This is a genomic window from Caulobacter sp. B11, assembly GCF_002737765.1.
Taxonomy (GTDB): Bacteria; Pseudomonadota; Alphaproteobacteria; order Caulobacterales; family Caulobacteraceae; genus Caulobacter.
Genome location: NZ_PEGG01000042.1, coordinates 1 through 11,793, shown reverse-complemented (window position 1 = coordinate 11,793; position 11,793 = coordinate 1). Strand labels below are relative to the sequence as shown.

The following is an 11,793-nucleotide window of genomic DNA, read 5'->3' as shown; positions in this document are numbered from 1 at the left end:
GGCCACGAACATGAACAGGGCGATCACCAGGCGGGCGGAGGTCAGGATGTTGGGCAGTTTTTTCATGGCGAAGGTTCTAACGCATGAACGGGCGGAAGGGCTATGGCGCGAAACGCCTGATCGCTTGAACCCACGTTCCGACTGAGACCGGTGGCCAGCGACCGCCGCTCGGAGCCGCCCTCAGATCGGCGGCGCGCCCGTCCTGTCCTCGGCGCCGTCCTCACGGGGGCTGGCCTCGGTGCGGGGCGGCGGCGGCGGATCGACCCGGAAGAACGCGCCCAGCAGCAGCATCATGCCCGCCAGCGGGGCCAGGCGGCGGCGCGCCCGCCTGGACCGGGCCAGCCCCCAAGCCAGCAGCAGGACCAGCAGCAGGGCCGGTCCGATGGTCAAGGCCAGGGTGATCAGGGCTTGGGTCATGACCAGGAGGTGGGCCTTGGTCCCGGCGATACAATATGAGCCGTCCGATCGCCCGCGATCCTGGCCTTGGCGCCACAGGTCGCAAACAAGCGTTTGATCCCGACGCCGCTTCCCGGCAAGTTCGCGGGGTGGGGCGACAGACCCCGGGAGGAGACGCCATGAACCCCAAGGCCGAGTTCGACATCATCGTCTATGGGGCCAGCGGCTTCACCGGCCGGCTGGTCGCCGAGTATCTGGCGCGCCGTTATGGCGTCGGCGGGGCGGTGAAATGGGCGATGGCCGGGCGCAACGCCGCCAAGCTGGCGGAGGTCCGCGACCTGATCGGCGCCCCGGCCGACACCCCGCTGGTCGTGGCCGACGCCGACGATCCGGCCTCGGTCAAGGCCATGGTCGAGCGGACCAAGGCGGTGCTGACCACCGTCGGCCCCTATCAGCTCTATGGCTCGGACCTTGTGGGCGCCTGCGCCGAGGCCGGGACCGATTATCTGGACCTGTGCGGCGAACCGGCCTGGATGCGCTGGATGATCGACGCCCACGAGGCGACCGCCAAGCGCACCGGGGCCCGGATCGTGTTCTCCTGCGGCTTTGACTCCATCCCCTTCGAACTGGGCGTCTGGTTCCTGCAGGAAGAGGCCAAGTCCGCGCTCGGCGCGGCGGTTCCCCGGGTCAAGGGTCGGGTGCGCGGCATGAAGGGCGGCTTCTCGGGCGGCACGGCGGCCAGCCTGAAGGCGACCATGGCGGCGGCCATGAAGGATCCGTCGGTGATCGACCTGCTCAAGAACCCCTTCGCCCTGACCCCGGGCTTCGAGGGCCCGGTCCAGCCGCATGGCGCCGCCGTGGCCTATGACGAGGACCTCGGCGTCTGGGCCGCGCCGTTCGTGATGGCGGCGATCAACACCCGCAATGTCCATCGCTCCAACTTCCTGATGGGCCAGCCCTATGGCGCCGACTTCGTCTATGACGAGATGATGCTGACCGGGCCCGGTGAACAGGGCGAGGCGATCGCCAAGGCGGTCAACGCCGGCAACGCCGCCCTGGGCGGCGAGGGCGGCCCCAAGCCCGGCGAGGGCCCCAGCCTGGAAGAGCGCGAGACCGGCTTCTACGACGTGCTGTTCGTCGGCGTCGCCGCCGACGGCCGCCAGGTGCGGGCCAGCGTCAAAGGCGACCGCGACCCCGGCTATGGCTCGACCAGCAAGATGATCGCCGAATCGGCCATCTGCCTGGTCACCGAGGCGACCGAGGTTCCGGGCGGGATCTGGACGCCCGGCGCGGCGATGCAGGGCCGTCTGGTCGAGCGTCTGCAACGCGAAGCGGGTCTGACCTTCACGGTCGAGACCTGAGCTTTCTCCGTCACGACGCGGCGCAACCGGCAACATTGCCGAAAAGACATTTGAATCGGACCGCAAGGTGATGTCCTAGCGGCGCATCCGGGGGCCTCGGACACGCGTACTTGCGTGCGTCCGGGGACCGCCCGGCTTGTGCCGATCCTGAGGTCCGACCTTGCGCCTGAAACTCGTTCTGCTCGCCGCCACCGCCGCGGTCGCCGCGCCCACCGTCGTTCTGGCCCAGGCCGCGGCGCCCAAGACCCCGCCCGCGGCCAAGCCGGCCGAGGCCCCGGTCGCGGTCGAGAGCGTGACGGTCACCGGCTCGACCGACGGCCTGCGCACCTCGATCGACCGCCGCAGCTACAGCGTCGCCAACGACCTGGGCGCCACCACCGGCTCGATCAGCGACGCCCTGCGCAATGTGCCCTCGGTCGAGGTCGACGTGCAGGGCAATGTCAGCCTGCGCGGCGATCCCAATGTCACCATCATGATCGACGGCAAGCCCTCGGGCATGTTCAACGGCGACGGCCGAGGCGACGCCCTGCTGCAGATGTCGGCGGGCTCCATCGATCGCGTCGAGGTCATGACCAATCCCTCGGCCGCCTATCGCCCCGACGGCACCGGCGGCGTGATCAACCTCGTCACCAAGAAGGTCCAGCGCCCCGGGAAATCGGCCACGGTGCGCGCCAATATCGGCGCCGACGGCCGCTATAATGGCGGGGTGAGCGGCTCGTATCGCGCCGGCAAGCTGGCGCTCTCGGGCGAGGCCTCCCTGCGCCACGACGCCCAGGAGATGGACCAGGAAAGCGACCGGGCCCGGTTCGACCCGATCAGCGGCAAGTTCCTGGAGAGCCGTCAGAGCAGCGTGTCCGACAGCACCGGCGACGGCGCCAACCTGCGGGCCGGCGTCGAATACGATCTCGACGCCAAGACCCGGATCAGCGGCGAGGTTCGCCGCCGCGGCATGAAGTATGAATCCGACTCCAAGGAGCTGTTCGCGGGCAAGGATGCGGCCGGGACCGTGACCCGGGCCTATGACCGCGATTCCAACTCGGCGTTCGAGCGCACCAACACCTCGGTCAGCGCCGACTGGCGTCGCCAGTTCAAGGGCACGGACCACGAGCTGGTCGCCGATATCGAATACGAGGTCACCGACTTCGCGCGCGACCTGACCGCCTTCACCGACAATCGCCCGGGCGCCGATACCTATGAAGCCGCCCGGTTCGGGGTCGAGCAGACCCGCACCGACCTCAAGGTCGACTATACCCGCCCCCTGGCCGACCAGGCCAAGCTGAAGACCGGGTTCGAACTCGAGGGATCCAGCAACGACTATGACAATTACGGCGCGCGCGGCCCGACCGCCGGCGCGCTGGTCGTGGACCCGTCCCTGACCAACCAGTTCCTTTACGATCAGACCGTCGCGGCGGCCTACGCCACCTATGAGCGGCCCTTCGGCGCCTTCACGGCCCAGGCCGGCCTGAGGCTGGAACAGGTCGACATCGAGACCAACCAGGTCACCGGCGGCATCAAGGGCGGCAGCGACTATTTCAAGGCCTATCCCTCGCTCTATCTCGGCTACGAGCTGAACGAGACCCAGCAACTGACGGCCAGCTACAGCCTGCGGGTCCAGCGGCCCCAGGCCCAGGACCTCAACCCCTTCCGGGTCTATCAGGACCCGTTCAACTTCCGGGCCGGCAATCCCGATCTGAAGCCGCAGGAGACCCATTCCTACGAGGTGGGCTGGCAGCGGCGTTCGGGCCCGACCTATTACCTGGTCACCGCCTATTATCGCGAGAGCTTCAAGGGCGTCACCGACGTGGTCCGCGACCTGGGCGGCGGCGTGCTGCTGACCACCCGCGCCAACCTCGCGGAAAGCCGCAACGGCGGGCTGGAATTCGTGGCCAATGGCCGCCTGACGCCGAAGATCACCTACAATGTCAGCGGCAATGTCTACTGGAACGAAATCGACGCCACGAGCCTGGGTTTCGCCGAGCCCCGCTCGGGCACCTCGCTGGGCGGCCGGGCCAATGTGAACTGGCAGGCGACGCCCAAGGACTTCTTCCAGGTCAACGCCTTCATGATGGGCAAGCGCCTGACGCCGCAGGGCTATCGCGAGCCCAGCGGCATGATCAATCTGGGCTATCGCCGCAAGGTCAATGACAAGCTGTCGCTGGTGGTCACCGCCCAGGACGTGGCCGGCACCTTCAAGGAGGAGGTGGTCATCGACACCCCGACCCTGCGCGATCGCTCCAAGCGGAACATGAATATCGGCGCGGTGTTCATCGGCCTGACCTACACCTTCGGCGGGGCCGGCCCCCGCCAGCGCGAACCGGCCTTCGACTTCGACGCCGGCGCGGGCCCGGTGGGGTAGGCCGCCTCAGGTCCGGTCCGCGCGCCGCCACCAGCGGTCGCGCGGCGCGGACCCCGCGGCCGGCGGCGTGACGGCGATCGACCAGCGTGGCGCGGTCAGCACCGCCCTCACCCCGGCCCCGACCACGGTCTCCAGGCGCGCCAGAGCGGTCGGTTCGAGCGCCTGGACCCGCGACATCAGCCGATCCAGCCGCCAGGCGCGATAGGGATTGGCCGCATAGCGAAAGATCGCCTGGCCCTGGCGATGCTCCACGCGGGGCTGGCCCGCCGCGACCGCCTCGGCGTTGGCCACGGCCTCGGGCAGGAAGCGCTCGCCGATCAGGGCCATCAGCGGCCCCAGCCCCTGCGGCAGGTCCGTCAGCCCCGAAGCGTCTCGCGCCGGATCCGGCTGCAGGGCCCACAGCCGGGTGACCCAGGCGGCCACGGCCGGGGCCCGGTCGCGCAGGATCCTGGCCGGGGTCGGATCGCAGAAGAAATGGCGAAACAGCGGCCCGAACAGGCCGATATCGGCCCGGGTCGGGGCCGCGCCCAGCAGCCAGGGCCGCGCCGCCAGCACCGGCTGCAGGGCGTCGAGCAGCAACAGATAGTCGCGTTCGATCTCGTGGCGATTGGCCCGGGTCACGCCCTCCTGGGCCAGATAGACCCGCCGCTGGCGATGCAGGATGAACCACTGGCGCAGGGCGCGGGGCAGGCGCAGGTCGCGCAGCATGCCGTCGGCCAGGCGACCGCTCATCAGGCGCGCGTCGTCCTCGAACGCCCAGCGGTAATAGAGGGCCGGCCGCCACAGATGCTCGTCGGCATAGAGTTCGATCAGCTCGGCCAGGACGGCCAGGGTCGGGTCTCGCGGCGTCAGGCCGCTGCCGAGCCCCTCGGCTTCGAGAGCGTCCAGGATGCCGGGCGTGTCGGTCAGCCAGCGTCCGTCGGAGCGTTGCAGATGCGGCATCTGCCGCACGCCGGTGCGCCGCGCCCCATCCGCGAAGGCCGCCGTGTCCATCTCGGCCAACCGGTAGCTCAGCCCCTTGGCGCGCAGGGCCCCCTCGAGCTTGCCGGTGAAATAGGACAGGTCCAGGCCATGGACGATCATCACCGTCACTCCGATCACGTAATGACATTGATGGTGTCACTACGTGATCGGCTTGGGAACCGGTGCGGCGCTTTTAGATCCCGCCCAGATAGTCGCGCTTGCCCAGGGGCACGCCGTTGTGGCGCAGGATCGCGTAGGCGGTGGTGACGTGGAAGAAGACGTTGGGCAGGACGAAGCCCAGCACATAGTCGCGGCCGGTGAAGGTCAGGCTGCCGGCATTGGGGATCTGCAGGATGATCTCGGCGTCCTCGCGGCCGTCGACGGCCTCGCGCGGCACGGCCTCGACGAAGGCGATGGTGGCGGCGATGCGGGCCTGCAGTTGCTCGAAGGTGGTCTCGGTGTCGTCCATGGCCACATTGGCCACCTGGCCGATGCGCACCAGGGCGCCCTTGGCGGCGTCGCTGACCCGCTGAACCTGCGAGGTCAGGGGGGCCATGTCCTCGAACAGGCGGGCCTGCAGCAGGACGTCCGGAGCCAGGCCCTGGGCCTCGGCGTGGACGCGGCCCTTCTCGAGAATGGCCGACAGGTTGCGCAGGGCGCGCAGGAGCACGGGAACGGTGAGGTCGTAAAAGGCGGTGGCCATGGGCGATCCTGGTGAAGCTGTGAAGCCCATATAGGCAGAGCGATCCTCGCCCTGAAGGGGCAGGTGGCCCGAAGGGCCGGAGGGGGGCGTTGCTCTAGGGGGAGGTTGAAGGCGAAAAAACACTTCCCCCTCCGTCGGCTTCGCCGACACCTCCCCCACGGGGGGAGGATCTTCCAGCCTTCAGCTCTTGCGGAAAAACGCGTGGATGCGTTCGGCCAGGGGCTGGCTGACGCCGTCGACCTTCATCAGGTCCTCGACCCCGGCCCGGCTGACGCCCTTGGCCGAGCCAAAGGCGTTGAGCAGGGCGCGCTTGCGGCCGGGACCGACGCCTTCGATCTCGTCCAGCGGGTTCTTGACCATGGCGATCGAGCGGCGGGTGCGGTGGGCTCCGATGGCGAAGCGGTGGGCCTCGTCGCGCAGGCGCTGCAGGTAGTAGAGCACCGGCGATTTCGGCTCGAGCATGAAGGGCGGCTTGCCGTCGATGAAGAACCGCTCCAGCCCGGCGTCGCGGTCGGGGCCCTTGGCGACGCCGACGATGGCGATGTCGTCGACGCCCAGATCGGCCATCACCTCCAGGGCCGCGTCCAGTTGGCCCTTGCCGCCGTCGACCAGCACCAGGTCGGGCCGCGCGCCGCTGTCGCCGCCCTCCTCTTCCTTGACCAGACGGGCGAAGCGGCGCCGCAGCACCTCCTTCATCATGCCGTAGTCGTCGCCGGGGGTCAGCTCGGTGTCCTTGATGTTGAATTTTCGGTACTGGCTCTTCATGAAGCCGTCCGGCCCGGCCACGATCATGCCGCCGACCGCGTTGGTGCCCTGGATGTGGCTGTTGTCATAGACCTCGATCCGCTCGGGCGGGGCCTCCAGCCGAAGGCCTCGCAGACCCCGGTCAGCAGCTTGGTCTGGGCCGAACCCTCGGCCATCTTCCGTCCCAGGGCCTCGCGGGCATTGGTCAGGGCGTGCTGGACCAGATCGGCCTTCTCGCCGCGCTTGGGCACGCTGATCTCGACCTTGCGGCCGCTCTTCAGGGCGAAGGCCTCGGCCAGCAGCGCGCACTCGGCCGGTTCGACATTGGCCAGGATCAGCCGCGGATCGGCTTGTCGTCATAGAACTGGCCGAGGAAGGCGGTCATGGCCTGGGCCTCCTCGCTGACCCCCTCCTCTTCCGCCGCGCCGGTGATGCGCGGGAAATAGGCCCGATTGCCCCAGTTCTGGCCGGCCCGGAAGAAGAACACCTGCACGCAGGCCTGGCCGCCCTCGACGTGCAGGGCCACGACGTCGGCCTCCTCCACGGTCTCGGGATTGATCTGGCTCTCCTGGGAGACGGCGGCCAGGGCGCGGATGCGGTCACGCAGGCGGGCGGCGCGCTCGAACTCCAGGTCCTCGGCGGCGGCCTCCATCTGCTGCGCCATCGAGGCCATCACCGCGCGGGACTTGCCTCTCAAGAACGCCTCGGCCTGGTCGACCAGGGCCTGGTAGTCGTCCTTGGCGATCAGGCCGGTGCAGGGCGCGGCGCAGCGCTTGATCTGGTGCAGCATGCACGGCCGGGAGCGGGTCTCGTAGACGCTGTCGCTGCACGAGCGCAGCAGGAAGGCCTTCTGCAGGGTGTTGAGCGTGGAATTGACCGCCGAGGCGCTGGCGAAGGGGCCAAAATAGTCGCCCTTCATCGTGTGGGCCCCGCGGTGCTTGCGCAGCTGCGGGGCGTCGTGATCGCGGCGGATCATGATCTCGGGAAAGCTCTTGTCGTCGCGCAGCAGCACGTTGAAGCGCGGCTTCAGCGACTTGATCAGGTTGATCTCGAGCAGCAGGGCGTCGGCTTCGGTGCGGGTGGTGACGAACACCATGGCCCGCGTGGCGTCGACCATGTGGGCGATGCGGTTGGTGTGGAAGCGGCCCTGGGCGTACTGGATCACCCGCTTCTTGAGGCTCTTGGCCTTGCCGACATAGAGAACCTCGTCGTTCTCGCCGATCATCCGGTAGACGCCGGGGCTGTCGGGCAGGCGCGAGACCTCGTCCTTGATCAGGGCGGCGCCGACGAGTGAGGTTTGAGCTTCGAGATCCACGGCCGATCTATAGGCGAGTCTGCCGCGATCAGCGACGTTCCAGGCTGTGGAAGACGCGGGAAATCACAACGAGCTCGGCATGGGCGGTCTACTTCAGGACCTATCCCGCTGCACCGAAGCGGGCGGCTTCCGGCGGAGGCCGTTCTTGGTCGGTGTCCCAGGAGGCGACCCAGCGCTCGACATCCTCAAGCGGAATGCCGCCATCGCGCAGGGTCTCATCGGCGATCCGCGCAACCCCATCCCAATGGGCGTCGCTATCGTCGAAACCCCGGTTCTCCCCGAACATCAGATCAAGACTTTCGGCGGCGAAGGCTTCGACGCTCTTTCCCGCGCCTCGGCGCGCGACCTCAGCCGCTTCGCGAGCGCCGCGTCGATCGTCAGGGTGAGGTCGCCATCCGCCATACGCGAATGATCCCCGCATGCCCGGACTTCGTCAACCGCGCGGCGCGGGCCGCCACGCCCTACTCCGCCGCCAGCAGGGTGATCGACGGCGGCTCATCGTCGGCCGTTTGGACCACCGCGGGATCGGTCGGGCCATGCAGCAGCCATTCGGTGTCCGGCTCGACGCCGCCGCCGGCCAGCCGCTCGGCCCGCATCATCAGGGTCAGCCAGCCGACCCCCGTCGTTCGCACCACCATCATCGCCTCCGAGTCGTCTCACTAGTTGAGAATGACTCGCAATGATGACGGCGGCAAGGCGTCAGGCGGCGACGGATGGACCGCGGCGGGGGCCGGCGCGGCGGGCGACCGCGAGGTTCAGCTTGGTCTCGCGGCGGCGCGAGGCTTCCAGTTCCAGGGCCGGCAGGACCGTGGCGCTCATCCGGCGCTGCTCGGGCGTGCCGACGATGTCGAGGCGGCGGGCGTTGGACAACAGGGCCACCAGCTCGGAGTCCTTCATCTGGGGAATACGGCCGACCAGGGACAAAACCGGGGTGGTCTCGGGGGGCGCGGCTTCGGGGGTCGAGGTCATGGCAGGCTCCGGACGGCTCGCGCAAACCGGAACGGTCCACGACAGACCCTAACAACGTCCGTGGCGTCGCTTGGGGTCCAAACTCATTTGGCTGCGGGGCCGAAAAACGCCTCCCTGATGAAATCGCTTGCCGCGCGAAGTTTTTCCTGACCAACATGCAGTATCGATTTCGCTGACGTTCGGCCTGCTATTCCATGTGCTCTACGGAGCGCGCCGGACGCGCCTACCGATCCCCAACGACATTGATCGTCGCGCGGAACTCTCCTGCGACGAATCTCGACGACAAGGACTACGAACTATGGCTACCGGCACCGTGAAATGGTTCAACGGCACCAAGGGCTTCGGCTTCATCCAACCTGACGACGGCGGCGCTGACGTCTTCGTGCACATTTCGGCGGTTGAACGCGCCGGTCTGCGCGGCCTGGATGAAGGTCAGAAGATCACCTACGAACTCGAGCAGGATCGCCGCAGCGGCAAGATGGCCGCCAGCAACCTGCAAGCTTAATCAAAGCAAGGTCCCGGTGCGCCGGGGCCTTCACAAGCTTCCCTGAGGCCGGCGTTCGCGCCGGCCTTTTTGCGTGCGGGCTTCTTGCGTTTGGGTCGGCGATCTATAGTCCCGGCATCCGCACAGACTGGGATCGAACGGCATGCGCACGGCACGGCTCCTGATCGTCCTGCTGGCCAGCCTGACCCTGGCCGCCTGCGGCTCGTTGCCCCGCACCCCCTTCACCGCCACCGAGATCACCGGCGCCGCGCCCCAGGGCATGGCCGAGATCCGCTTCAACGCCAGCGACGCCGCCGTCGGATTTCGCTTCGTCGAGGCCGCCCGGGCGCGCGAGACCCCGGCAAGGCCTTCGAGATGCTGGCCATTTCCGGCGGCGGGGCCAATGGCGCCTACGGGGCCGGCCTGATCGTCGGCTGGACCAAGGCCGGCGACCGGCCCGAATTCGACGTCGTCACCGGAGTCAGCACCGGGGCCCTGACCGCGCCTTCGCCTTCCTCGGCCCCGACTGGGACAAGCGCCTGACCCAGGCCTATACCGGCGAGCAGGCCGGCAAGATCCTCAAGCGCCGCGGCCTGGACATCCTGTTCCGGCCGGGCTTCTACAACACCGAGGCCCTGCGCGCCCTGGTGGCGCGATATGTCGATCCGCCGCTGCTCTACGCCGTCCGCCATCGAGCACGCCAAGGGCCGGCGGCTGCTGATCGCCACCACCAATCTCGATACCGAGCAGACGGTGATCTGGGACATGGGGCCATCGCCTCGCGCGGCGACGCGGCCTCGCTGAAGCTGTTTCAGGACGTGCTGGTCGCCTCGGCCAGCATCCCCGGCGTCTTTCCGCCCACCCTGATCGAGGTCGAGGGTCAGGGCCGCAAGCTGTCGGAAATGCATGTCGACGGCGGGGTGATCATCCCCTTCTTCGTCGCCCCCGAGGCGTTGATGCTGTGGACCCCGCGGGTCAAGGGCGACGATCGGCCCGGCCATGTCCGGGTGATCGTCAACGGCAAGATCGGCGGCGGCTTCGCCTTCACCCGGGGCGGCACCCTGTCGATCATCAGCCGGGCCTGGGAAACGATGAGTCAGGCCCTGATGCGCACCCACCTGGCCGCCAGCGCCGCCTTTTCCCGTCGTAGCGGCGGCCAGTTGCAGTTCGCGGCCATCCCCGACGACGCCGCGGTCGACACCTCGGGCCTGGACTTCACGGCCGACAATCGCCAGGCGCTGTTTCGCCTGGGCTATGACAGCATGGTGGCGGGCAGCGCCTGGCGGACGCCGGACATCCCGGTGGAGCCGGCGGCCGCGACCCAGGGGTCGAGCCCTCCCTACCCCAGATAATCCGCCGCCACGGCCTCGGCGACCTTGATGCCGTCCACCGCCGCCGAGAGGATGCCGCCGGCATAGCCCGCGCCCTCGCCGGCCGGGAACAGGCCGGCGACATTGAGGCTCTGGTAGTCCGCCCCGCGGGTGATGCGCACCGGCGAGGAAGTGCGGGTCTCGACCCCGGTCAGCAGCACGTCGGGATGGTCATAGCCCGCGATCTGACGGCCAAACACCGGCAGGGCCTCGCGCATGGCCTCGACGGCGAAGGCCGGCAGGCAGGCCGACAGGTCGGTCATGGTCACGCCCGGCTTGTAGGACGGGGCCACCTCGCCCAGCTGGGTCGAGGGCCGGCCGGCCATGAAGTCGCCGACCGTCTGGGCCGGGGCGGCATAGGTCGAGCCGCCGGCGACATAGGCCAGGCTCTCCCACTGGCGCTGGAATTCGATCCCGGCCAGGGGGTGGCCCGGATAGTCGCGGGCCGGGTCGATGCCGACCACGAAGCCGGAATTGGCGTTCCGCTCATTGCGCGAATACTGGCTCATGCCGTTGGTCACCACCCGGCCGGGCTCGGAGGTCGCCGCCACCACCGTGCCGCCCGGGCACATGCAGAAACTGTAGACCGTGCGGCCGTTGGCGCAGTGGTGCGACAGGCTGTAGTCGGCGGCGCCGAGGTCGGGATGGCCCGCATGGGTGCCGAAACGGGCCTTGTCCATCCACGACTGCGGATGCTCGATCCGCACCCCGATCGAGAACGGCTTGGCCTCGATATGAACGCCCAGGTCATGCAGCATCTGGAAGGTGTCGCGGGCGCTGTGGCCGACGGCCAGCACCACATGGTCGGCCGCCAGATAGTCGCCGTTCGACAGGTTCAGGCCCCGGATCTTGCGAGAGCCGTCGGCGGCGGTCTCGATGTCGAGGCCGTCGACCCGGTGCTGCCAGCGATACTCGCCGCCAGGGCCTCGATGGTCTGGCGCATATGCTCGACCATGCGTCACCAGCCGGAAGGTGCCGATATGGGGATGGGCCTCGGTCAGGATCTCCTCGGGGGCCCCGGCCTTGACGAACTCCTCCAGCACCTTGCGGCCCAGATGGCGCGGATCCTTGATCTGGCTGTAGAGCTTGCCGTCCGAGAAGGTGCCCGCCCCGCCCTCGCCGAACTGGACGT

Annotated in this window: 12 protein-coding genes and 2 pseudogenes; 7 read left to right on the top strand and 7 right to left on the bottom strand. The window is 68.7% G+C overall.

Features of this window, described 5'->3' with window-relative positions:
• Positions 1-180: 180 nt before the first annotated feature.
• Positions 181-417, bottom strand: a complete 237-nt coding sequence (locus CSW58_RS03005) for a hypothetical protein (protein ID WP_099446250.1) — start codon at positions 415-417, stop codon at positions 181-183.
• A gap of 158 nt (positions 418-575) precedes the next feature.
• Between CSW58_RS03005 and CSW58_RS03000 the strand changes: the two genes are divergently transcribed.
• The gene (locus tag CSW58_RS03000) at positions 576-1,757 is read left to right on the top strand and encodes a trans-acting enoyl reductase family protein (protein ID WP_099446249.1); all 1,182 of its coding nucleotides are present in this window, start codon (positions 576-578) and stop codon (positions 1,755-1,757) included.
• Between the two features lie 160 nt (positions 1,758-1,917).
• The gene (locus tag CSW58_RS02995; RefSeq protein WP_099446248.1) at positions 1,918-4,113 is read left to right on the top strand and encodes a TonB-dependent receptor domain-containing protein; all 2,196 of its coding nucleotides are present in this window, start codon (positions 1,918-1,920) and stop codon (positions 4,111-4,113) included.
• 6 nt (positions 4,114-4,119) lie between these two features.
• Here the strand turns inward: CSW58_RS02995 and CSW58_RS02990 are convergent, their stop codons facing one another.
• From CSW58_RS02990 to uvrC, 3 genes and pseudogenes are all read right to left on the bottom strand, one after another.
• Positions 4,120-5,196 carry a glutathione S-transferase family protein gene (locus tag CSW58_RS02990; RefSeq protein WP_161494550.1) on the bottom strand — a complete coding sequence of 359 codons (1,077 nt, stop codon included), beginning with the start codon at positions 5,194-5,196 and terminating at the stop codon, positions 4,120-4,122.
• Positions 5,197-5,269: 73 nt separating this feature from the next.
• On the bottom strand, positions 5,270-5,779 hold the full coding sequence (locus CSW58_RS02985; protein WP_099446246.1) for a DUF1993 family protein: 510 nt from the start codon (positions 5,777-5,779) through the stop codon (positions 5,270-5,272).
• Between the two features lie 180 nt (positions 5,780-5,959).
• A pseudogene (gene uvrC, locus CSW58_RS02980) lies at positions 5,960-7,838 on the bottom strand (excinuclease ABC subunit UvrC).
• Positions 7,839-7,983: 145 nt separating this feature from the next.
• Between uvrC and CSW58_RS13955 the strand changes: the two are divergent.
• On the top strand, positions 7,984-8,250 hold the full coding sequence (locus tag CSW58_RS13955) for a hypothetical protein (protein ID WP_161494549.1): 267 nt from the start codon (positions 7,984-7,986) through the stop codon (positions 8,248-8,250).
• A gap of 49 nt (positions 8,251-8,299) precedes the next feature.
• Here the strand turns inward: CSW58_RS13955 and CSW58_RS14255 are convergent, their stop codons facing one another.
• A complete protein-coding gene (locus tag CSW58_RS14255; RefSeq protein WP_201721553.1) occupies positions 8,300-8,476 on the bottom strand; it encodes a hypothetical protein in 177 nt (58 codons plus the stop codon).
• A 61-nt stretch (positions 8,477-8,537) separates the two neighbouring features.
• Positions 8,538-8,807 carry a hypothetical protein gene (locus tag CSW58_RS02965; protein ID WP_236627619.1) on the bottom strand — a complete coding sequence of 90 codons (270 nt, stop codon included), beginning with the start codon at positions 8,805-8,807 and terminating at the stop codon, positions 8,538-8,540.
• A gap of 298 nt (positions 8,808-9,105) precedes the next feature.
• On the opposite strand from CSW58_RS02965, the gene CSW58_RS02960 reads away from it, so the two are divergent.
• The 4 genes from CSW58_RS02960 to CSW58_RS02955 all read left to right on the top strand — a co-directional run bounded on the left by CSW58_RS02960 (position 9,106) and on the right by CSW58_RS02955 (position 10,643).
• Positions 9,106-9,312, top strand: a complete 207-nt coding sequence (locus CSW58_RS02960) for a cold-shock protein (protein WP_099446244.1) — start codon at positions 9,106-9,108, stop codon at positions 9,310-9,312.
• Between the two features lie 142 nt (positions 9,313-9,454).
• Entirely contained in the window at positions 9,455-9,718 is a 264-nt protein-coding gene (locus CSW58_RS14730) for a hypothetical protein (protein ID WP_236627618.1), read from the top strand.
• A complete protein-coding gene (locus CSW58_RS15600) occupies positions 9,667-9,834 on the top strand; it encodes a patatin-like phospholipase family protein (protein ID WP_255406526.1) in 168 nt (55 codons plus the stop codon). Before CSW58_RS14730 ends, CSW58_RS15600 begins: the two co-directional genes overlap by 52 nt.
• Positions 9,831-10,643 (top strand): patatin-like phospholipase family protein, encoded by an 813-nt coding sequence (locus tag CSW58_RS02955; RefSeq protein WP_369825062.1) that lies wholly within the window; start codon positions 9,831-9,833, stop codon positions 10,641-10,643. Before CSW58_RS15600 ends, CSW58_RS02955 begins: the two co-directional genes overlap by 4 nt.
• Here CSW58_RS02955 and CSW58_RS02950 read toward each other — a convergent pair.
• Positions 10,631-11,793, bottom strand: a pseudogene (locus CSW58_RS02950) (NAD(P)/FAD-dependent oxidoreductase); the annotation flags it as partial. The gene CSW58_RS02955 and the pseudogene CSW58_RS02950 sit on opposite strands and share 13 nt — an antisense overlap.

Excerpts from the sequence above, each read along its gene's own strand:
- CSW58_RS03005 (WP_099446250.1), bottom strand. The coding sequence starts at position 417 with ATGACCCAAGCCCTGATCACCCTGGCCTTGACCATCGGACCGGCCCTG.
- CSW58_RS03000 (WP_099446249.1), top strand. The coding sequence starts at position 576 with ATGAACCCCAAGGCCGAGTTCGACATCATCGTCTATGGGGCCAGCGGC.
- CSW58_RS02990 (WP_161494550.1), bottom strand. The coding sequence starts at position 5,196 with ATGATCGTCCATGGCCTGGACCTGTCCTATTTCACCGGCAAGCTCGAG.
- CSW58_RS02985 (WP_099446246.1), bottom strand. The coding sequence starts at position 5,779 with ATGGCCACCGCCTTTTACGACCTCACCGTTCCCGTGCTCCTGCGCGCC.
- CSW58_RS14255 (WP_201721553.1), bottom strand. The coding sequence starts at position 8,476 with ATGGTGGTGCGAACGACGGGGGTCGGCTGGCTGACCCTGATGATGCGG.
- CSW58_RS02965 (WP_236627619.1), bottom strand. The coding sequence starts at position 8,807 with ATGACCTCGACCCCCGAAGCCGCGCCCCCCGAGACCACCCCGGTTTTG.
- CSW58_RS02960 (WP_099446244.1), top strand. The coding sequence starts at position 9,106 with ATGGCTACCGGCACCGTGAAATGGTTCAACGGCACCAAGGGCTTCGGC.
- CSW58_RS14730 (WP_236627618.1), top strand. The coding sequence starts at position 9,455 with ATGCGCACGGCACGGCTCCTGATCGTCCTGCTGGCCAGCCTGACCCTG.
- CSW58_RS15600 (WP_255406526.1), top strand. The coding sequence starts at position 9,667 with ATGCTGGCCATTTCCGGCGGCGGGGCCAATGGCGCCTACGGGGCCGGC.